Genomic DNA, 19,822 nt, shown 5'->3' on the forward strand with positions numbered 1-19,822 from the left:
TTTTAACATTCACCCGGAAGGGGCCATTTGCCCCATGGGGTCGGTGTGCCTTCTTCCCTAGGAGGTTCACATGACACAAACTCAACTTATTCTGGACCAAGTGGTCTTGATCAAAGTCGACGCCACGATTTACGGCGCGCGTAAAAAGCTCAACAAAGAGGATCTGGTCCTGGCCGATGGCAGCAAGTTGCCGCCTGAGGATTTGGCCAGTTTGGGCTCGAAGCGCTTGCTCGATCCGGACCGTCTATCGGTATTCAACCGGTTGAAAAAGGAAGCCGAACGCATTTGTTTACGCGTCGGCACTCGGTTTCTGGGCGGGTTTATCGTACCAGTCGCAGCAGCGGCGCTGGTCACGACGGAACTGGACCGGATTGCCGGGGACTTTGCTCAGGCGCGGGCCGAGTTTTTGGATGGCTACGATGCGGCGGTCCAAGACTGGATGGTCAAACATCCGGAATTTGCCAGCATCATCGAGAAAGCCATCGACTCGGTGGCCTTGGTCGCCACCCGCTTGGCGTTCGATTACCTGGTGGTATCCGTGGCGTTACCAGAACAGTTGCCGAAACAGGAAGTCGAACGCCTGGAAAGCAAAATCGGTTCGTTGAGTGAGCAGATGTTCCATGAAATTGCGGTGGACGCCAACTTGCTGGTCGAGCAATCTTTACTGGGCAAGGAACAAGTCACCCGCAACGCGCTCAGGCCGATCAAACGCATCCGCGACAAACTCGATGGTTTGAGTTTTCTGGATCATCGGGTGGCGCCAGTGGTGGCGACCATCGACAACTTGCTGGGCAAAATTCCGACTCGGGGATCGATCGAAGGCGGTTTGCTGCAGGAAATCCTAGCCACGGCGATGTTGCTGGCCGATCCGGATAAAACCCGGCGGCACGGTGAAGGTTTGTTGGCGGTGCAAGCGCCGGCGATCCAGACCGGTGATGATGTTGAAGAAAACCTCCATTCAGAGGAGCCGGAAACATCCATGTTGTCTGCTTGTCCGTCCTCCTTCATCACTGAGGTAGCTCAAGACGTTCCGGATTTTACCGATCTGTTTGACGGCATCTTTGATGATGCAATCGATGCGGAATCGACTACGGATGACTGGGCGTTGGACGTCTTGCTGGATAAGCATCCGTCCGATCTGGAAACCGGTCACAGTACCGAAGAAGACCCTGATCCGAACCACGCAGCGGAACCGGCAACGGTGACGGTAGGAGACGATGAGGAAGCGGACGATTCCGACCAGGACTACTGGTTCTGATCTGACGCCATTTAACCATTCACCCACTGGGGCAAACCATGTCCCGCTGGGGTCATGGTGCGCCCCTAACATTTGGAGCACACCATGAAAAATAGAACCTTACACAACGCATTCCCCATCGTGGCGGCCGCCATCGGCAACCGCTTTGGCGTCAAAGTCAGTGTCGGTGGGAATCAAGCCTATACCGATGGCAAATCCATTCAGTTGCCGGCTTATGACGGTGACGATGCGGAATATCAGGATGTGGCCTGGGGGCTGTTGGCCCACGAAGCGGCTCACATTCGTTATTCGGACTTTACTCTGCGCTACTGTAATTCAGTATTACGCCGTCGGCTTTGCAACGCGATTGAAGATGTCCGCATCGAGTATGAACTGGCCAAGGATTTTCCGGGAACTCGGCTGACGATTCGCACGGTAATTGAAAAGATGATTGCCAAAGGCGACTTTGTCGCCAGCCGTATCGACGACCATCCGGCCAATATTCTGTACAGCTTTGTCTTGAAAAGCTTGCGTGCCAGGGTATTGGGTCAGTCGTCGTTACGGCCGTTGGTCGAAGCAACTGAAACCGCTTTGAAGGCAACGTTCCCAACCGGCGCTGTGACACGTTTGAAAGGCTTGTTGTCCGAAGTCCCGGAGGGTTTGCAATCGGAATCCGATTGCCTGAAATTGACTGATCGCATCCTGACCATGATTGAGCAGGAGTTCGAGCAACAACGGCAGCGCAATCAGGCCAAGCAATCGGCAGATGAGGACACGTCGCCTGAATCGGATGATGCAGATCAAGATGCTGCCTTAGCCGATTCGGAGCTTTCGGATTCAACGGAACAAGATGAACGTTTACCGACCGACACTGACGACGATCAGTCTTCAGAATCTGATGGTAATGATGCATCGAATCCAGGAAATCCTGACGATGAACCGACAACACCATCCGGTAGTTCTTCAGCCAACTCGCAAGGTGATGACGAAGATAACACGGAGATGACCGACCCAATGGGCGTTTTGCAAACCTTGTTGTCCGCTGGTGACAGTGACATCGACCAAGACCTGTTTGAATCGCTGAAATCGGCCTTGTCGTTGGCGGCGGAAAACGTGTCTGAATTGCTGATGCCCGGTTGCAACGAACCACCTATGGACGACAGGGCCGGTTCGTTTTTGCTGCACAAAGTGCAAAGCGAATCGGGAAAAATCCGCGCCGCTTTGCAAGGCCTGGTGCAATCGCAAACTCTCAACCGCTCGCAACATGCCTGTCGTGGACGGCGGATGGATGGCAAGCGCTTACACCGCTTGCCGCTAGGTGAAACCAAGGTGTTTCAGCGCAAACAGGCCAAAGCTGCACCCAATACGGCGATTCATCTGTTACTCGATAAATCCGAAAGCATGGGTTATCAGGTGACCGACAGCCAAGGCCAACCCATCGGATCGCGTATGCCGATTGCGCTGGAAGCCACCTTGGCACTGGCGATGGCCTTTGAAGGTATTCCGGGGGTTAATCCTGGCGTCACCGCGTTTCCAGGGCATCAGGATGATTCGGTGTTCCAGTTGCTGGAGCATGGTCAACGGGTGAATGTCCGCACCGGTGCCTTCTCGCTGGCAGCCACCGGCAGTACGCCGATGACCGAAGCGATTTGGTTTGGTGCCGCATCGCTATTGCGTTGTCGAGAACCGCGCAAAGTACTGATGGTAATGACCGATGGTCAACCCAACGATACCTTGAGCACGCTGGATATTTTGCAGCGCTGCCGGGATAGCGGTATTGAAACGGTCGGCATTGGTTTGGGATTAGATGTCAGTCATTTATTCCCGATTGCCATCACCATTAACGATCTTCAGGAGCTGAGAACACAATTGTTCGAACTCTCAAAATCGTTGTTGTTGGCAGCATAAATACCAGTCAGTTATCCGTAGCCCAATCCTTGGCTTAATGCCTTGGATTGTGGCTATGGGTAGCTGATTTCAGCCGTAGTTTGTCGAATGTACTCACTTCCTGGAGCCCATTCGACAAACAGACATTTCATGCGTTCTTTCCAGAATGCTGAATCCGACTTCGGTCGGCGTTCCGTCTTCAGGCGGCGAGCACGTTAAACCGTGATCGTGTCGGGTGCGTTAAGCCCGATGTAAAACTCAGTTTGCCCTGGCAAATTGTCTGCAATTCAAACCGCTTCGGGCGACCATCGCCCGGCTGGGTGTTGTTCAATCGAAGTGTTTTCTTAAATTTTACAAAGGAGAACTTCAATGAACTTTATTTTCGGCATCATCCTATTGGCGATGTTCATTCTCGCATTGCGAGTAATTTGGGCGACGTGTTTGCAAGTACTGATCGCGTTGAGACAAAGCAAACTGGCTTTTCAGCGCTATCGTGCGCAGCGATCGACTCGAAACCGACTACCGGTCATCATGCCGCGTAGTCGGGAGGACATGAATTGGTTAACGATCTCGGATTCTGTGCGTCAAGAAATTCAAACTCGAAATCGCGGCATCAATCGTGAGGCCGAAAGACTTGAAGCGCAGTTACAAGCCAAGTTGAAGGCCATCGAGATCTTCGAGGCGGACATTCAAATCGCCAAGCTGGAACGGGAGTTGTTGAAAATCAAACCGGTGATCGACAGTCCCGAGCCCGAGATGAAAAAGCCTCGGCGCTCGAAAAAGCAGTCGGTTGCGGTCACTGACGCAGCAACCCAAAAAATTCCGCATCAGGTCTCCCAACTACGGGCTGCTCTGAAAGGAAATGGTTTATCGGTGCCGGTCAGTGAGTCTGTCCGCCATTGAATACCGCAAGCGTCGCGCCGTTTTGCGTCATCACGGTGCGTACCGGCTTAGCCAAGTCAACCTTGGGTTCGTCGAAACGAAAGCCCTCCGGCAACAGCGATTGGATATCCTCAAAGGTTTCCCGTCGCAATTGTCGGATGTTGCTCAACAACTCCCAGGCTCGCTTCGGATCGTTGATGTTTTGCAAAACATCGGCTTCCGCGGCATCCAACTTGGTCAAAATGGTTTTGCAAAGATTTAACGCATTCAGTCTGGGATCGAGTGGTATTGCCATCGATTTTCGTACTGGTTGCGTGCTCTCAGTCTGCTTTGGACTGAGGAAATCAAAAATGCGCAAAATATCGTCAAACATGGCTATTTCTCTGCTTTTTAATGAGTTTTAGCCACAATATACCGATTTTTGTGTGAATTCAACCCCGCTGCATGGGCCAATTTTTGGCTTTGACCAGCGATTTTAACCCTGCGGGAACCCCATCCTGCCGGGTGGTCGTTCCTGCGATTTTTTGGAGGAAATGACCATGACATTAATCACTCAGCCAAACGTTAGCGCAATCCAGGCGGAAACCAGCACGGTTCGCTATCTGAATCATTACCGTTGTCCCTACTGCCAAACCGAATGGGAGGATGAATGGGATTGCGCCTGTAACGATCGCTGCCCGCACTGCAACAAGGAGATCGAGCCTTATGAAAGCTCATTGATCGATTGTGGATCGGCGGAAACCGGCTCGCCGGTCGAAGCCCCCTCCTTAGCCAAGGTACCGGCGAAAGGCATGAATCGACTCTTTGTTGTTTCGTATGAAATTGATTATGTCCATCGCGTTTCGGTAGGCATAACAGCGGATAGTCCCGAAGCGGCACAACAAATTGCCGAACAGGCATTCAACGATGCCACTATTTGGGATGACACTGTCGCCATGCCGTTATTGTCCGATGAATACCATGAATCAGGCGACGAAAGCCTGCTCTGGGAATGCGTTGCAGTTGAACAATGGCCGGAACCGGATCATTCGGTACGGCAATTGAAGAAAGAGCAAGCGGCCATGCGGGTTTGCCGGGGATTGGTTGAAGCCTATCAACAAGGCAAAGCCAACGGCGGTAGTGTCGACTGGGAAAATCTGGATCCGTTGATTCCTGTGGCATTGCAAGCCTTGGGAAAAACAGCCCTGGAAAACAAATCCTAAATAGCGCGCGTTGTTCAGACGCGCATTTCGTAAAAGCCTGAGTTAGCCAAGTCATTCGATGCGGCGCTCAATTTTATCCACCAAAACGGGAATGTCCTATTCCCACTGGGGATTCGTGATGTTTCCGTTTTTTTTGAGGACAACATCATGACACAAATCTTTGAGCACACTTTCGGCACGGGTCATCGCATCCAATATCAGCGTTTGCCGTCGGGCACCTGTTATCACGCAGATACACCGAAACCAGTAGTCGAGCTGTTGGAACAACTTTGCCATAGCCAACGCAAAATCCGGTTGTATTACGGCGATCCAATCACCGGTCAGTCCTGGCTTGATGAGCACGATGTCATTGGCTGGATTGGTAGGTCAACTGGCACCATCAAAGTGCCGCTATTGATCGAACCCGGTGACATCGGCGGTCCGGCATTACTGGATCACTGCATCGTTCGTGTAGACAGTCCCCGCCAGGTACTTTACCAACACGATGATTTTCGGGTTGGCACAGTAGAACTGGTGAAAGGCGAGCTTAACCGCTTGCCTTGGGAAATCTGGATCGACGGTGTCGTGCATGCCCGGTTCAAAGTAAAAACCGAAGCCCGGCAGTATCAGGACTTCATTCAAGGCAAACGATTTGCGTTGATCTGAGGCGCCGTTTGATTTCGACACTCGGTTAAACCGAGATTTTTTATTTTACCCCTGCGGGATGATTCTATCCCGCCAGGGATAAATCGGTCGTCAGGGGATTCTTTGGAGTACACCATGACAGACCCTTATCAATATTACCCCACGCCAGAAGCATTGAGCCGTAAAGCTTGGGCGATGTTCAAGAACCAGCAATTCGCTCGGGTATTAGAGCCTTCAGCAGGCGAAGGACATTTGCTTCGTCCAGGGCCATACCAGTACGGTAAACGTTTGCCGATCGATTGCATTGAAATCGATATCCGCAAACATGCGGTTCTGCGCGATGAAGGCTACGCGGTGGTGGGGATGGATTTTCTGCAGTTTCAAAGCGGCAGTGTCTATTCGCACATCATCATGAATCCGCCGTTTGCCGAAGGCGCCAAACACGTGTTGAAGGCTTGGGAGATTTTATTCGACGGTGAAATCGTCGCCATTCTCAATGCCGAAACCGTGCGCAATCCGTTTTCGAAAGAACGCCAGTTGTTATTACGGTTGATCGAGCAGCACGGCGAGGTCGAGTTTCTGCAAGAAATGTTCGCCGGCGAGGATGCCGAACGCAAAACGCCGGTCGACGTGGCCCTGGTCTGGTTGAAAAAAACTTCGACGTTCGAACAGGACATCCTCGGCAGTATTCTGGACGATTTGCGACAGGATCGTCGAGAGGCCGACGATTTAGCGGGCGAGTTTCATTTGCATCATGAGCTGGCCTTGCCGAATGCCTTCATCGATAACGCGGTGTTGATGTTCAATGCCGCTGTCGAAGCAGCGCGACAGGCCGTGGTCAGTGAAGCCCGTGCCAGCCGTTATCGGACCATGCTGGGCAAAACGCTCGGCGAACTGAGCGGTGGCGGTATCAGCAGTGAAGACGAGTCGTCATCGGATGCGGTGAAGCGGACGCTGTTTAAACGCTATCACGATTTGAAGAATCGGGCCTGGGCCAGCATTTTACGCTCTACGCAGGTGACTTCACGCTTGTCATCGACGGCGCAGAAACGCTTGGAGTCGGATTTTGAAGCGGTGAAGTCCTTGGAATTTACCGTGCCGAATATCTATGGCTTTCTGCAAGGCATCATCGATCAGCAAGGTGAAATTCAACTGAGCATGGTGTGCGATGTGTTTGATCTGATCACCCGCTATTACAGCGATAACGCAGTGTTTTACATGGGCTGGAAAAGCAATGACAAACATCGCACGTTGGGTATGCGGATCAAGACCACGCGCTTCATTCTGCCGGGCCATGGTGTCAGCTCTTACCAAAACGGTTTGAACTGGGAGTCGGAACGGCTGCTGGCCGACTTCGACAAGGTGTTTGCCTTGCTCGATGGTAAGACCGAAGCCAAGGTCAGTTTGGTGTCGGTGTTTCGGCAGCATTTTCACGCGCTTCGGGTCGGGCAACGGATCGGTGGCAGTTACTTTGACGTTCGCTATTATCCGGGCGTCGGTACCATCCACTTTTTTCCGAAAAGCAAAACCTTGATCGACCGGATGAACCGTTGGGTCGGCCGCCAGCGCCGCTGGTTGCCACCTGTAGATACGCAAGCCGGCCAAGGTTTCTGGCAGCAGTTCGAACAAGCGGAAAGCTTCGATAAGGCGTTTCATGCCGAAGTGAAAAAGCAATCCAAACTGGAGGGTCGGAATTACCGTTTCAATCCCTATTGGGCCATCAACCACGGCGGCGCGTCGGAACGGGAACAAGGCCAGCGTCTGTTAACCCAGGCGATGAGCAGCGTGTTGGCCAGCCGAGGCATCGATCCCGACAGCTTGTTGGATAACGATCAAGGCTGTGTCCGAAAATTGGACTGGGATGGTCTGCCTGACAGTAATTTGGCCTTAGCTTCATAGCCAGGGCACAAAACCTAAAGCAAGTCTTTTAAATAACCACTGGTCTAGCCAGTATCACCCGCCTTGGGGAGATGAACAGCTCTCCCCAAGGGGGTAGTCTGTTTCATGTCCTCGGGACTTTTTTATATCCGGAGATAACACATGAACACACAAATCAACGAAGTCGCGATGAAAGTCAACCAAGCCAACTTGGTCAAAAGTCTACGCTTCAGTTTCACCAACAAAACCACGGTGCTCGGCGAGCTCATCCAAAATGCTCGCCGGGCCAATGCGGCCATGGTGGTGATTAACTTTTGTCCTGAAACCAAAACGCTACAGGTTGTGGATGATGGCTGCGGCATCGACTCGATTGCAACACTACTGACAGTCGCCGAATCCGGTTGGGATGCAGACGTGGTTGCCCTTGAACATCCGTTTGGAATCGGCTTTCTATCGGCACTGTTTGCCTGTCGTCACATCAGCGTCATCAGCAAAAGCGGTTCGATCGATGTCGAGACCGACCACATTCTGGCATTTAAACCGGTAACGATCACACCAATCGAAGATTGGAACGGTATCACCTGCATTACCTTACAGGATGTCGCGTTGGAGATGGGGCAAATTGCCGCCACGCTGAAACGCTTGGTGCGCGGTTTCCCCGTTCCCGTGCTGTTCAACGATCAATTACTTGAACGCTCATGCGCGCTGGATTGCGGATTGACCTTTGTTAAAACCGAGATTGGCGCAATCTATCTGCATGGCATGGACCAACCCAATGGGGCGCAATATGAGTTCGATGTCTATCTGCAGGGGTTGCCCATTTATACCTCGCACAGCTATACATCGCATCGCCATATCATTCATCTGGATTCTGCCCGTTTTCACGCCCGCTTGCCGGATCGTGACAAGCTGGTCGATGAAACTGATGTCATCAAACGGGTTAAAGCGGTTCTGGCACAAACCATCGAACAGCGCTTTATCCAGATGAAAGCCACTCTCTCTGCCGAAGCGTTCGTTGGTTTTTATGAAATGCTGCAGCATTGGGAACTGCTGAAGTTGCTCAACGATGTGCCTGTAGTGCCACCTGAAGCCTTACGCGAAATCATTGCCTATCCGGTTTGCGATACCGAAGTTTTTGATAATTTCGAGCAGCAACCAGACAAAGCCATGACTCGTGCAGACATAGCGGCTCGCGGTATCGTCTCGATTGATGATGACATCAAGCAAGACGGCGCTGCGCGTTTTATGTTTGCCTGGAGCCGGGATTATTTGCTCTACCACGGTACGTTGGATGAAGACCATTGGCTTCATTCACTGGTTCGGCATCTCAATGATGAAGAACTGGTAATAGAAACGGTCAATGAAAGCCATCAGGCTCAATTCCAAGGTGATTGGTGTTGGGTCTACGTGCGTTTTTGCGAGGCTTACCGAATCCGGCTTGGACAGGATCTTGTTGAAATCACAGATGAAGCTTGCTACCAAGGCCAGGAAAACGCTGATGACATCATTGTGCCCAAGGGCGATTGCTCGGATCAGGTGTTGCAACAAATGGCCAGCTTCAGAAGCGAATACGATGAATTTCAGGAATCGACCTTTGAAAGCGATTCGGATGCCTTCATCGCCTTTGTGGTGGCCAATACCGCCAGCGATCCGGCCAATGCCATGCAACGCTTGTTACCGGATTTTTGCGGCTGTCCTGCACTGTACGGTAAAGCATTCGTGGTGGAGTTGGATCAGCAAGGTAAACTGGCTTCGGTAATGGCGTATCCAGCGGCTCAATCCGTTCAAGCACAAACACCTGCAACTGATAGGTAGCTAAGTCACTTTTATATTAGCGCATTATCCAGCCGAATAATGCGCTCTCCTTCATCACCGCAAATGAAATCAAATTAAAGCTCCATTCATGTATAGTGAAAAATCAACTTTAGACATTCAGCCGCCAGATCCATTAGGGTCGGCGGCTTTTTTGTGCATGGCTTTTTCACGTAGCGTAAAAAAGTAGTTAATATAGTACCTAACCCGCGCGGCCGCCACTCGACGACCCATTGATAGACTGTCGAGTGGCGGCCCATGGAGCATTTATTTGCTCCGGGTTCGCTTCATGTCCTTTTCTCTGCGTAGTAGCCATTTTCTGTCCCAATGGATTTCCGCCTTGCTTCCCGTCGTGCCGCCGCGTTCGCGGGCGAACTTCATCAGATTGCTGCGCGCCTGCCTAGTGTTGCCGGTGCAAACCCTGAACTTGGTGATCGACGATACACTGGCGGTGCGCCACGATCATGCGCACAAAACCAGTCGCCCTGATTTCGTGCAGGCACAATGTTGGGTGACGCTTAGCGTCAGCGTCTTGGGTCACAACAAGGCTAAGTTGGTGCTGCAGATTTTTTCGCGTTTGGTGTCAGACACCGGCAGTCGTAACAAGCTGCCCCTCGCATTAGCCTTGCTGCGGGTCTTGGCACCAACACTGACGGTGCCGACACGGTTGTTATGCGACTCATAGTTCATGCGCGGTCGTTTGGTTTTGCCGTTGCTCAGCCGTGGCATCCAGGTCATTACCCAAGCCCGCATCGATCCCGCCTTGTTTTTGCCGCCCGACATGTCCGGCAGGTCTGGTCGTGGCCGACCGCGGAAGTATGGCCAACGCCTGACGGCGGAGGCGATCACCACCTTGCCGGCGATTGAGTTGTCGCTGACCATCTATGGCAAACGGCAAAAACTGCGAATACGTTCGGCGCTAGCCTTGGCCCGCTTCCTGAAAGGAGCACAGGTGCGGGCCGGCTGGTGCGAGTTTTACGACGACAAAAAACAATCCTGGGCAAAGCCGCGCCTGTTGTTGGTGACTGAAACCGAACTGTCAGATCGAAGCGATGGTCGAGTTTTACGCCCGTCGCTGGTGGATAGAACCCTTGTTCCACAATCTGAAACGCTCGTGGGGGATTTCCAATCTCTGGCAACAATCGCGAACCGCCCTGGGAACCTGGATGCAAATCCGCTCCACCGCCTCCGAGGTTGATTTTCGTCAGTTCTTGAACATAAACCCGCTATCGTCTGTTGATTGGCTCGTTTTAATAATTTTTTATTGTGCCACAGAACTAATCCTAATGAGACTGTTTACCAAAAAGCCTCAGTTTCGGGTAATGCTAACCTCCACTTGTGAATTAGTCCGAACGCTGAAACCAGTCCAATTGTTGATGAAGTGTAACTACCGAACCGATAATAATCAGCGTCGGCGGCGTCATCTCGGCCTGTTCCACACGACTGGGCATATCCGCTATTGTTCCGGTTAAAACCCGCTGGTTTCGGGTCGTGCCTTCCTGAATGACGGCAATGGGGTGATTGGCCGGACAACCGTACTCGATCAGCGATCGGCAGATGGTTGCCAATTCAGCCAGTCCCATATAAATCACAATGGTTTGATTGGGACGAGATAATTGCTGCCAGTCGAGATTGATACTGCCGTCTTTTAAGTGGCCGGTGACAAATGTGCAGGATTGAGCATGATCGCGATGGGTCAGCGGAATGCCCGCATAGCTGGCACAGCCTGCCGCTGCAGTAATGCCAGGCACAACCTGAAAGCTGATCCCTAGTTGTATAAAGGACTCGATTTCTTCACCCCCACGACCAAAGATAAAAGGATCGCCCCCCTTTAATCGGGCTACCCGTTTGCCGGCCAGGGCTAAATCAATTAACAGTTGATTAATCGACTCCTGCGGTAGGCTATGGTTATCCCTCTGTTTGCCGACATAGATTTTCTCGGCGTCTCGTCGGGCCATATCGAGCACTTCTATAGAAACCAGCCTGTCATAAACAATAACGTCTGCCTGCTGCAGCAGACGCAAGGCTTTAAACGTTAATAAATCGGGGTCGCCAGGACCGGCACCTATTAAATACACTTCACCCTCATTTACTGTAGGGTCAGGCTGCTGCAGCTGCGACCGCAGCAGTTCTTCCGCTTCGCTCTGCTTGCCTACAAAAACTAATTCAGCCACAGGCCCTTGTAAAATCTTTTCCCAGAAAACTCTACGCTGACTCGGTTGTGGAATGCGTTGTTTGACCAATAATTTGAATTTTTCAGCCAATTGCACCAACAGGCCAAACGATGCCGGAATGGCACTTTCCACCCTAGCCCGTAAAAGTCGCGTTAATACGGGCGATACACCACTTGAGGATATGGCGACAAGTAGGGGCGAACGATCAATAATGGCCGGGAATATAAAGGAACATAACGCCGGATCATCAACCACATTAACGGGGATTTTCCGCTGATTCGCCAACTTGGAGATCTCTACATTCGTGGAGCGGCAATTGGTAGCGGAAACCACGAGTCCCATGCCGTCGATATCCTCATGCGTAAATGCTTTTTGACGGATAACGATTTGATTTGACTGTTGCATAGCGGCTACCGCGCTACCAATTTCCATAGCAACAACGACGATGTTGGCTCCAGCCCGGAGCAGTAATTCAATTTTTCGCGCCGCAATTTCGCCAGCGCCTACCACCAAACACGTTTGGTCTTTAACTTTTAAGAAAAGAGGAAAATAATCCATAACGCTTTGTTTTACTGCTATGGAACCGAGCAAGTACTTTGATGATAAATCAGCTCTTCGACAGGTCGACCGCCCACCAAATGCTCATCAATGATGCGCTGTAAATTGGTTTCATTGACGTTGTAATACCAGATACCATCGGGTTGCACGCATAGGATGGGGCCGGATTTGCAGGTGGCGAAACAGTGGGTGCGGGTGCGCTTAACCCTGAGTTCGCCTTTATCAATGCCGGCCGCTTTAAATTTCTCCCCCAGGGTTTCGAACAAGGCCTGCGCTTCGCCATTTTCGGTGCAGCGGGGGCCGGTACACACCAGCAAGTGGCGTTTGTAGTCACCCATTTTGGGTTTTTCCGGCATGGGGATGATGTTATCAGTCATGGTGGGTAGGTTCCAGAACAGTTGGGGCGCTAAATTGCGCTCGGTCATCGCGGTAATGTTGTAGGGCTGTGCTGTCGAAGCCTGCTTCGTCAGCGACTAACCATAAGTTGAATAAGGCGTCGCCGTGTTGATCGAGTACCTGAATGCCATAGGCTTGATTCTGTCGGCTCACAAACCAGATCTGCTGGGCCTTGCGCCAGTCGATGTGAAAATGAAAAGCGTCGTTGACGATACTCATCCAGCCGTTTTTGCTTTGCAAATCGGCAGCGTTGATCAGCAATTCCGCTACGGCGCCCGCTTCGCTGCGCACCACGGCGCGTAATTTGCCCCAAGCCTGGAATGATTCCAGCAAACGATTATGGCTGTCCGGGATTGCCCGTTGCGCGCAGAACAGGCCGGCTTGGTCGCCCGGCGTGGACTGGCTGACGGCATCGAGAATGTCCGCCAGCGGTTGCGCGAAGTATGCTGCGGCCTGTTGCAATGTCACCTTGGGCGTGTCGCGCAAATATTGCCGCACACAACCTTTCCAGCCCTCCAAGCCCATGCTCAGCGAACGACCTGCCTGTTCGCCTGCGCGGGTTTCGCCGGTCATGGCGTCATATTTATTGGCATAGCCGCGCGGCGTCACCATCAACCCTGCACGGACGAAGGTGCTGCTGTTGCCGACCAAGACCGTGGTCAACATGCCGATGTCGCAATCGGCCATCTCCACCAAGCGAACAAGCTGGATGTGTTGCCGAGCACGATAACCGGATTTAACGATGGCAACCGGCGTGTCCGGGCTACGATGACGCAGCAATATAGTTTGCGCTTCGACGATATGCTGCGTGCGGCGACCGCTTTTCGGGTTATACAAAGCCACCACGAAATCCCCGCGCGCAGCGCTTTCCAGGCGGCGGGCGATCACCGGCCAGGGCGTCAACAAGTCGGACAGCGAGATCGAACAAAAATCATGGGTCAGCGGCGCCCCGACCAGGGATGCGCAACTCGACAACGCGGTACTACCGGGCACCACTTCCACCTGAATCGGATCATCCGGCGTCCAACCACTGTCCAGCAGCAGTTCATAAGTGGGTCCGGCCATGCCGTAAACGCCGATGTCGCCGGACGACACCATAGCGACGATCTTGCCCTGCTTGGCATGTTCATAAGCTTCGATACTACGATCCAGTTCTTCGGTCATGCCTTTTTTGATGACTTCCTTGCCATCGAGCAAGTCTTGCACCAGTTTGATGTAGGTGCTGTAACCAATCACCACATCCGCTTCCGCAATCGCTTGGCGAGCGCGAGCAGTCATGTGCTCATGCGCGCCGGGGCCGATACCCACCAGTAAAATTTTGCCTGCTTTTGTCATTTAATTCTCGCTATCGAAACGGTGGCGTTCTTGCCGTCCACACCGCAATATTTATGTTTCTCGACCAGTAAATTCGTCAGCTCGGCATTGGCCGCTTTCAGTGCCGCCGCTTCCGCCACCGCCGGTGTACCCATGTATTTCATGACCACCTCGGATGGATTCAGTACCGGGATGCTGGCCAATGCCTCAGCCGGGTAAAAATACAGCGGCCAACGGTGTAGTTGGGCCAGTTGTAACAGGGCTGCTTCGTCGTTTTTTTTGTCGATGCTGGCCAAACCGGCTACCGCTGACACGTCCAGCCCGCATTGCCACAAAGCCTGAGCCAAGGCTTGCCGTAAGGTTTCCAGGCTGGCATTGCGGTCGCAACCCATGCCAATCATGACTTTCATACGCTTACGCTTGATCCCTGGGCGGCCTATACACCACCAGTCGCTCAGCCAGTTGTTGCCAAACAGCCGGATCGATTGCCCGGTGTGTGACCCATAGAATCGACCGGTATTGTTCAGTGTTGACGTCCTCAAAGCGCTGGAACAGATGAATATTGGCCGGTAACGGCGATGGCCGCGTCCACCAATTTGAACTACCGGCTTCTTGCACGAAGGCAATCGGCAGTTGATTGACCACGTCCGCTGACACACGCGTGATGTTAATCTTAGGGGCTTCCACTTGCCAGCCCAGTTCGCGGCCCAAAATGTCCACCGGAATGGTTTTGCCCACATCCGATGCGGTGGTCAGCACCGGCGTGGCATTTAGCAACGCGGCGACTTTTTGGGCATAAGCATTGGCACCGCCGACATGGCCGGATAGCACCGGAATCACGAATTCGGCGGCATCGTCTATCACCAGCACACCGGGATCTTCATCCTTGGATTTAAGATGCGGCGCAATCAGCCGTACCACCGCACCCAGCGACACCAGAAAAATAATTTGGTCGTAGGATGCGAACAACTCACCGATTTGCGCGCTCAATGCCCCCTGATAGACCCGGCGCGGATTGGCAAAATCACCCAAATGCTTGGCTTGTTTCTCCGACACCACCACCTCCGCTTCGGGGAGTTGTGGCGCCAGGCGAGTGGCAATCCCGGCGCCGTGTTTGGTAATCGCCACCAGCGCGACACGCACTTCATTCATCGATTGAGTCCTTTTTCTTGCGGCAACCGCGTTGCATTTCGCTGCGCTGACGGCCTGGGTTTTTGATGATCAGTAACGACAGATAATTGACCTTTTGCCCCTCAAGGCTGGCGATGTCGTGCACCATGCGTTCTTCCGGCGCCCCGGCTTTTTCCACGAACCAGCCATGAGCCAGCAAATCGCGGCGGCGCAACAGATCGATGATGTCGTCCAGCAGCGGTTTGACCTTGAGCAACACCAAGGTATCGAAGTCGCTCAGCATGCGCTCGATCTGCGCGATACCATATCCCGCCGGTACTATGGCGATGGTGTCATCGACATCCGCCAACGGTTCGCCACTGCGCGCCGCAGCGGCATGAAATGACGACACCCCCGGCACTACTTCGACTGTAACTTCCGGCTGTAAGGCACGAACACTGCGTTGCAAATGGCCGAAGGTGGAATAGGTTGATGCATCGCCCTCCACCAGAAACAACACATCCTCGCCGCGTTGTAATATTGCCAACACGGTTTGTGCTGCATCCAGCCAGTAACGGGCCAGAATCTCGGCATCGTGAGTCATCGGAAAATGCAGCTCGCTATGTTCGGCACGCAGTTCCAGGCCGGCGCGCAAGGCTATGTCCAAGGCATAACTGTCGCTGTTTTTTTTGCGCACCGGATAAGTCCAATGGCCCGGACCGGTCAGTAAATCCCAGGCGCGGCGAGTAATGAGCCCAGGATCGCCTGGACCAAGGGAAACGCCGTAGAGGGTGCCGAGTTTAGGGGCTGTTGCCATTTTGTCATAATCCCTTTGAAAATCGATTGGCGAGCCATATTGATTGAGTTTTCAATCAAACGATAACTAGCGAATGCCACGCCAACTGCTTACAGATACCCACTGGGAAAAGCTAAAAACGATTATGTTGAGTTTCAGCATTTACGACAAACCCGGTCTTCGGCAAACGGTCGAAGGGATTTTTTATCGCTTGCGTGTTGGCTGCCCTTGGCGAGACTTGCCCGTCGCTTTTGGCAAGTGGAATGCCGTTTACAAGCGCTTCAATGCCTGGTCACTGCAAGAAAAGCTGAGGGGTATCTTTCAGGCGCTAGTGATTGAGCCTGATTTGGAATGGCTATTTATTGATGGCAGCATTATTAAAGCCCATCAACACAGTAGCGGCGGCGCCCATGAAAATCCAACAGCCATCGGGAAATCGGTCGCAGGCAACACGACCAAAATCCATATGGCGGTTGATGCCGGTGGACTTCCCATCCAGTTCTCGATTACGGGGGGCGAAGTACATGACTGCAAAGAGGCGCCGGAATTTGTGGCCAAGCTCCCCCAGGCGGGCTACATGATTGCAGACAAAGGGTATGACAGCGAGCCGTTACGAATTCAAATTCGAGACCAAGGCACAGTCCCCATCATCCCAAGAAAACAAAATTCAATAATCGGGAATGAGGAAATGGACTGGTGTCTCTATAAATATCGCCACCTCGTTGAAAACGTATTTGCGCGACTGAAACATTTTAGAGCTATTGCCACCCGATATGACAAACTAAAACGCAATTTTGAAGGTGCTATCGCCCTGGCTTGTGCATTTATATGGTTACCGATGTGAAACGGCAACAGCCCCTAGTGTTCATCTTGACCGCAGGTTTTGGGCTGTAAAGGATGAGTGGCCGATACGATCCACACTGGATTTTCGGCCTGCATGCGATGCATGGCCAGAATCGGGCTACTACGGGAAGCTTGAATCTGGCAGACGTCCCAGTCTGCGCCGAGCTGTTTCAGGGTCTCGACGGCGGTGGACAGGTTCTCCAGCGTGACGAAATTCATCACCAGCCAACCCGCCGGGCGCAAACGCCCTAAACACAAGGCGATCAGTTCGGCCAATTCCCCGCCGGAACCGCCGATGAATACCGCATCCGGATCGCGCCAGGTGTCGAGAAATTGCGGCGCCTTGCCCTGCACGAAGCTGTAATTGTTGATGCCCCAGGAAGCCTGATTCTGTTCCACATTAGCAATATCATCGGCGTTTTTTTCGATGGCAAATACATGCCCGTCCGGACACAAGCGCGCGGCCTCCAGACCCACCGAGCCGGAGCCGGCGCCGATGTCCCAGACAATACTGCTTCTTGTCAGCTGCATGCGGGCAAGCGATACCGCCCTCACTTCGCGTTTGGTGATCAGACCTTTTTCAGGCTTGCGCTGCTGAAAGCTGTCGTCGCTGACCCCGAACAGTACCGGTGCGGGCACAGCCGCTTTGCGTTTCAGAATGACTACGTTGGGATCTCGATAGCTGTTTTGGGCCACCTCAGCGATGGTCAGCCAGGCGCTGACGCGCTGTTCCGGTTGCTTTAGGGCTTCGGCAATCGCCATTTCGAACACATCGGCCAAGCCTTCGATTTGCAATAAGCGGGCGATACGCGCCGGGGTGTTGTCCGGGCTGGTCAATATCGCCAGCAAATCGTGTTGGCGGCAGCGCTGAGCCAATTCGTACAAGCCATGCTCCGGCGTGGCCCCGCGCAGCCATTCACCGGCATCCTTACTGTGGATCGAAGCGATAGCGGCGGCTTGCCAAGACAATTTCAACTCGGCAAAGGCCAATTGCAGGGTGCTCAGATTGGGCAGGATACGCACACGGCTGGATTCCAGTTTGCCGGCCAGAAACCCGGCGATGCCGTGACACAAGGGGTCACCAGTGGCCAGTACCGCGACCGCTTCATTGCGTGCCAACGCGGCATTGATCCAGTCCGGCACTTGTTTGAGTTGCCCGGTTAAGTCGTAGTGTCTAGCTTCAATGATGTCATCAGCCAGCGTTGCCAGCAGACGGCTACCGGCGATGACATGCTTGGCTTCGCGTAATACCTGCAAGGCCTCCTGGCTCAGGCTGGCGACGCCGTTGTCGAGTACGCCGATAAAACTGCACATCGCTTGCATGATCAATTCCTTCCGGCTTCGGCCAGTTTGTTGCCATCGAAATCACACACCAGAACACTGATGTGAAAACGGCCGGGATAACGGTTTTCCAAGGTGGCGATGACTCGGTTAGCCAGTTCGACATGAAATTCGTATTCCAACCCCAACTCGGCCATGCATTCGGAGGCGTAGCGAGCGGTTTCCTGGGCGGCGATGGCGTCGCACACATCGTCCGGCGCACCGATGCTTCGGGCAATATCGGCGACCAGTTCCACATCGACTGGGGCGCGACCGGCATGAGTAATGGTTTCACCCTGGGCCATTTTGGTCAGCTTGCCGACCATGCCGCCGATGATGATGTTCCGAATCCCGCAACGAGCGGCGGCGTCCAGTGCGGGTGTTAGAAAGTCGCCCATTTGCACGAAACAGCTTTCATCCAGCTCGGGCAATTCGCGCATCACGAATTTCTCGGTGCGGCCGCCGGTCGTCAGTACCACGCTAGCCTGACCCTGATTGGCCGCCACTTCCACGCCTTGCACCACGCTAGCCCGAAATGCCGCCGTGGAATACGGATGCACAATCCCGGTCGTACCTAAAATCGAAATGCCGCCGATAATGCCCAAACGATAGTTCAGGGTTTTTTTCGCCATCTCTTCGCCGCCCGGCACCGAGATTGTTACCTGTAAGCCTCGAGTTTTTAGCGCTTCGGCGGCGATCAGACGGATGTTATCTTCGATATTTTTTCGCGGAACCGGATTGATGGCCGGACCGCCGACCGCCAGCCCCAAACCAGGCCGAGTGATCAGGCCTATGCCTTCGCCGCCTTGCAAGACGATAGTGTCTGGTTGTTCTATCCACATCACATCCGCCGTCACCCGAGCGTGATGGGTGCAGTCTGGATCGTCGCCGGCGTCTTTTTCGATGACAGCATGTGCTCGGTCGTTCTGTACAAAGCTTTCTTCGACTTTGAACGCCACGTCTTGTCCGTTGGGCAGCACGCAGTCGATAGTGTCCGGCACGCGCCCATTTAGCAAACCCTGCACTGCCGCCCGTGCAGCTGCCGCCGAACAGGCGCCGGTGGTGTAACCCTGGCGGGTACCTTTGGGTTTGCGTTCCGGCATTGCCATGCTATCAGCCGTTTTTCTGCCGGGTTTCCGCCAAGCTCAGTAAGGCATGAATCGCCGCGACGACCAAGGTCGAGCCGCCTTTACGTCCACGGGTGATGATCCATGGCACATCGTGTAATTCGGCGAGTAAATCCTTGGATTCCGCTGCCGAGACAAAGCCGACCGGCATGCCGACGATCAGCGCCGGTTTAATGCCGTCTTCTTTGATCATCCGCAATACTTCCAACAACGCGGTGGGTGCATTACCGACGGCGACAATGCCGCCGTCGAGTAAACCCAGGCGCTGCGCTTTACGCATGGCTTGCACCGCACGGGTGCTGTTGATTTGTTTGGCCGCGGCTATGACATCCTCGTCGGCAATGAATTGATGGGTTTCGATTCCGAAGTGGGCCAGACGCGGCTTCGATAGGCCGACGCAAATCATTTCCACATCGGCGATGATCTGCGCACCGCCGAGTATTGCCTGAATACCGGCTGCGACCGCATCGTCGGAAAATTCGGTCAGACCATTGAATTCAAAATCGGCGGTGGCGTGTATCATGCGTCGCACCACCTGCCACTGACCATCACTGTAACCGTGGCTGCCCACTTCGTGATCGACGATGGCAAACGAATCGTGCTCGATCTGTTGTCCGGCCTGGGTGAGTTGTTCGGTTTGAATGTTGTGGCTCATAACCTGC

20 protein-coding genes are annotated in these 19,822 nt (G+C 53.3%); 10 read left to right on the forward strand and 10 right to left on the reverse strand.

Going from position 1 to position 19,822, the window contains the following annotated elements; translation table 11 throughout:
• The first annotated feature begins 70 nt into the window (after positions 1 to 70).
• From DDY07_RS13415 to DDY07_RS13425, 3 genes are all read left to right on the forward strand, one after another.
• Positions 71 to 1,258, forward strand: coding sequence for a DUF3150 domain-containing protein (locus tag DDY07_RS13415; RefSeq protein WP_064029408.1), 1,188 nt, complete (start codon positions 71 to 73; stop codon positions 1,256 to 1,258).
• An 84-nt stretch (positions 1,259 to 1,342) separates the two neighbouring features.
• Positions 1,343 to 3,145, forward strand: a complete 1,803-nt coding sequence (locus DDY07_RS13420; RefSeq protein WP_171696244.1) for a VWA domain-containing protein — start codon at positions 1,343 to 1,345, stop codon at positions 3,143 to 3,145.
• A 348-nt stretch (positions 3,146 to 3,493) separates the two neighbouring features.
• Positions 3,494 to 4,027 (forward strand): hypothetical protein, encoded by a 534-nt coding sequence (locus tag DDY07_RS13425; RefSeq protein WP_171696245.1) that lies wholly within the window; start codon positions 3,494 to 3,496, stop codon positions 4,025 to 4,027.
• On the opposite strand, the gene DDY07_RS13430 is transcribed toward DDY07_RS13425, so the two are convergent.
• Positions 4,005 to 4,301: a hypothetical protein gene (locus DDY07_RS13430; RefSeq protein WP_231883679.1), complete on the reverse strand. Its 297-nt coding sequence runs from the start codon at positions 4,299 to 4,301 to the stop codon at positions 4,005 to 4,007. The two genes, DDY07_RS13425 and DDY07_RS13430, sit on opposite strands and share 23 nt — an antisense overlap.
• A 244-nt stretch (positions 4,302 to 4,545) precedes the next feature.
• Between DDY07_RS13430 and DDY07_RS13435 the strand changes: the two genes are divergently transcribed.
• From DDY07_RS13435 to DDY07_RS13465, 6 genes are all read left to right on the forward strand, one after another.
• The gene (locus tag DDY07_RS13435) at positions 4,546 to 5,208 is read left to right on the forward strand and encodes a hypothetical protein (protein WP_064029582.1); all 663 of its coding nucleotides are present in this window, start codon (positions 4,546 to 4,548) and stop codon (positions 5,206 to 5,208) included.
• A 147-nt stretch (positions 5,209 to 5,355) separates the two neighbouring features.
• A complete protein-coding gene (locus DDY07_RS13440; protein ID WP_064029400.1) occupies positions 5,356 to 5,853 on the forward strand; it encodes a hypothetical protein in 498 nt (165 codons plus the stop codon).
• Between the two features lie 114 nt (positions 5,854 to 5,967).
• Entirely contained in the window at positions 5,968 to 7,731 is a 1,764-nt protein-coding gene (locus DDY07_RS13445; protein WP_171696246.1) for a DUF4942 domain-containing protein, read from the forward strand.
• A gap of 141 nt (positions 7,732 to 7,872) precedes the next feature.
• Positions 7,873 to 9,525: an ATP-binding protein gene (locus tag DDY07_RS13455; RefSeq protein WP_253734482.1), complete on the forward strand. Its 1,653-nt coding sequence runs from the start codon at positions 7,873 to 7,875 to the stop codon at positions 9,523 to 9,525.
• 286 nt (positions 9,526 to 9,811) lie between these two features.
• Entirely contained in the window at positions 9,812 to 10,207 is a 396-nt protein-coding gene (locus DDY07_RS13460) for a hypothetical protein (RefSeq protein WP_064029392.1), read from the forward strand.
• Between the two features lie 3 nt (positions 10,208 to 10,210).
• A complete protein-coding gene (locus DDY07_RS13465) occupies positions 10,211 to 10,720 on the forward strand; it encodes a hypothetical protein (RefSeq protein ID WP_064029390.1) in 510 nt (169 codons plus the stop codon).
• Between the two features lie 145 nt (positions 10,721 to 10,865).
• On the opposite strand, the gene cysG is transcribed toward DDY07_RS13465, so the two are convergent.
• From cysG to cobI, 6 genes are read right to left on the reverse strand one after another with little or no spacing between them, the layout of a single operon-like run.
• The gene (cysG, locus tag DDY07_RS13470) at positions 10,866 to 12,254 is read right to left on the reverse strand and encodes a siroheme synthase CysG (protein WP_064029579.1); all 1,389 of its coding nucleotides are present in this window, start codon (positions 12,252 to 12,254) and stop codon (positions 10,866 to 10,868) included.
• 17 nt (positions 12,255 to 12,271) lie between these two features.
• The gene (locus tag DDY07_RS13475; RefSeq protein ID WP_064029388.1) at positions 12,272 to 12,631 is read right to left on the reverse strand and encodes a ferredoxin; all 360 of its coding nucleotides are present in this window, start codon (positions 12,629 to 12,631) and stop codon (positions 12,272 to 12,274) included.
• Positions 12,624 to 13,985, reverse strand: coding sequence for a precorrin-3B C(17)-methyltransferase (gene cobJ / locus DDY07_RS13480; protein WP_064029386.1), 1,362 nt, complete (start codon positions 13,983 to 13,985; stop codon positions 12,624 to 12,626). Before cobJ ends, DDY07_RS13475 begins: the two co-directional genes overlap by 8 nt.
• Positions 13,982 to 14,374, reverse strand: a complete 393-nt coding sequence (locus DDY07_RS13485) for a cobalamin biosynthesis protein (RefSeq protein ID WP_064029385.1) — start codon at positions 14,372 to 14,374, stop codon at positions 13,982 to 13,984. Before DDY07_RS13485 ends, cobJ begins: the two co-directional genes overlap by 4 nt.
• A 4-nt stretch (positions 14,375 to 14,378) precedes the next feature.
• The gene (locus DDY07_RS13490) at positions 14,379 to 15,116 is read right to left on the reverse strand and encodes a cobalamin biosynthesis central domain-containing protein (protein WP_064029383.1); all 738 of its coding nucleotides are present in this window, start codon (positions 15,114 to 15,116) and stop codon (positions 14,379 to 14,381) included.
• Positions 15,109 to 15,891, reverse strand: a complete 783-nt coding sequence (gene cobI / locus DDY07_RS13495; protein ID WP_171696247.1) for a precorrin-2 C(20)-methyltransferase — start codon at positions 15,889 to 15,891, stop codon at positions 15,109 to 15,111. The genes DDY07_RS13490 and cobI overlap by 8 nt, the downstream gene beginning before the upstream one ends.
• A gap of 73 nt (positions 15,892 to 15,964) precedes the next feature.
• Here cobI and DDY07_RS13500 point away from each other — a divergent pair, with 73 nt between their 5' ends.
• A complete protein-coding gene (locus tag DDY07_RS13500; RefSeq protein WP_171695282.1) occupies positions 15,965 to 16,714 on the forward strand; it encodes an IS5 family transposase in 750 nt (249 codons plus the stop codon).
• A 14-nt stretch (positions 16,715 to 16,728) separates the two neighbouring features.
• On the opposite strand, the gene DDY07_RS13505 is transcribed toward DDY07_RS13500, so the two are convergent.
• The 3 genes from DDY07_RS13505 to DDY07_RS13515 are packed head-to-tail and all read right to left on the reverse strand — an operon-like array spanning position 16,729 to position 19,815.
• Positions 16,729 to 18,036, reverse strand: coding sequence for a bifunctional cobalt-precorrin-7 (C(5))-methyltransferase/cobalt-precorrin-6B (C(15))-methyltransferase (locus tag DDY07_RS13505; protein WP_064029379.1), 1,308 nt, complete (start codon positions 18,034 to 18,036; stop codon positions 16,729 to 16,731).
• Between the two features lie 2 nt (positions 18,037 to 18,038).
• Positions 18,039 to 19,142: a cobalt-precorrin-5B (C(1))-methyltransferase gene (locus tag DDY07_RS13510; RefSeq protein WP_253734483.1), complete on the reverse strand. Its 1,104-nt coding sequence runs from the start codon at positions 19,140 to 19,142 to the stop codon at positions 18,039 to 18,041.
• 4 nt (positions 19,143 to 19,146) lie between these two features.
• Positions 19,147 to 19,815 (reverse strand): precorrin-8X methylmutase, encoded by a 669-nt coding sequence (locus DDY07_RS13515; protein ID WP_171696248.1) that lies wholly within the window; start codon positions 19,813 to 19,815, stop codon positions 19,147 to 19,149.
• Positions 19,816 to 19,822: the final 7 nt, after the last annotated feature.

The organism is Methylomonas sp. ZR1 (assembly GCF_013141865.1).
Classification (GTDB): domain Bacteria; phylum Pseudomonadota; class Gammaproteobacteria; order Methylococcales; family Methylomonadaceae; genus Methylomonas.

Excerpts from the sequence above, each read along its gene's own strand:
- DDY07_RS13465 (WP_064029390.1), top strand. The coding sequence starts at position 10,211 with ATGCGCGGTCGTTTGGTTTTGCCGTTGCTCAGCCGTGGCATCCAGGTC.
- DDY07_RS13505 (WP_064029379.1), bottom strand. The coding sequence starts at position 18,036 with ATGCAAGCGATGTGCAGTTTTATCGGCGTACTCGACAACGGCGTCGCC.
- DDY07_RS13475 (WP_064029388.1), bottom strand. The coding sequence starts at position 12,631 with ATGACTGATAACATCATCCCCATGCCGGAAAAACCCAAAATGGGTGAC.
- DDY07_RS13420 (WP_171696244.1), top strand. The coding sequence starts at position 1,343 with ATGAAAAATAGAACCTTACACAACGCATTCCCCATCGTGGCGGCCGCC.
- cobI (WP_171696247.1), bottom strand. The coding sequence starts at position 15,891 with ATGGCAACAGCCCCTAAACTCGGCACCCTCTACGGCGTTTCCCTTGGT.
- DDY07_RS13455 (WP_253734482.1), top strand. The coding sequence starts at position 7,873 with ATGAACACACAAATCAACGAAGTCGCGATGAAAGTCAACCAAGCCAAC.
- DDY07_RS13445 (WP_171696246.1), top strand. The coding sequence starts at position 5,968 with ATGACAGACCCTTATCAATATTACCCCACGCCAGAAGCATTGAGCCGT.
- DDY07_RS13435 (WP_064029582.1), top strand. The coding sequence starts at position 4,546 with ATGACATTAATCACTCAGCCAAACGTTAGCGCAATCCAGGCGGAAACC.
- DDY07_RS13510 (WP_253734483.1), bottom strand. The coding sequence starts at position 19,142 with ATGGCAATGCCGGAACGCAAACCCAAAGGTACCCGCCAGGGTTACACC.
- DDY07_RS13425 (WP_171696245.1), top strand. The coding sequence starts at position 3,494 with ATGAACTTTATTTTCGGCATCATCCTATTGGCGATGTTCATTCTCGCA.
- DDY07_RS13430 (WP_231883679.1), bottom strand. The coding sequence starts at position 4,301 with ATGGCAATACCACTCGATCCCAGACTGAATGCGTTAAATCTTTGCAAA.
- DDY07_RS13485 (WP_064029385.1), bottom strand. The coding sequence starts at position 14,374 with ATGAAAGTCATGATTGGCATGGGTTGCGACCGCAATGCCAGCCTGGAA.
- DDY07_RS13415 (WP_064029408.1), top strand. The coding sequence starts at position 71 with ATGACACAAACTCAACTTATTCTGGACCAAGTGGTCTTGATCAAAGTC.
- DDY07_RS13500 (WP_171695282.1), top strand. The coding sequence starts at position 15,965 with ATGCCACGCCAACTGCTTACAGATACCCACTGGGAAAAGCTAAAAACG.
- DDY07_RS13440 (WP_064029400.1), top strand. The coding sequence starts at position 5,356 with ATGACACAAATCTTTGAGCACACTTTCGGCACGGGTCATCGCATCCAA.
- DDY07_RS13460 (WP_064029392.1), top strand. The coding sequence starts at position 9,812 with ATGTCCTTTTCTCTGCGTAGTAGCCATTTTCTGTCCCAATGGATTTCC.
- cysG (WP_064029579.1), bottom strand. The coding sequence starts at position 12,254 with ATGGATTATTTTCCTCTTTTCTTAAAAGTTAAAGACCAAACGTGTTTG.
- DDY07_RS13515 (WP_171696248.1), bottom strand. The coding sequence starts at position 19,815 with ATGAGCCACAACATTCAAACCGAACAACTCACCCAGGCCGGACAACAG.
- DDY07_RS13490 (WP_064029383.1), bottom strand. The coding sequence starts at position 15,116 with ATGAATGAAGTGCGTGTCGCGCTGGTGGCGATTACCAAACACGGCGCC.
- cobJ (WP_064029386.1), bottom strand. The coding sequence starts at position 13,985 with ATGACAAAAGCAGGCAAAATTTTACTGGTGGGTATCGGCCCCGGCGCG.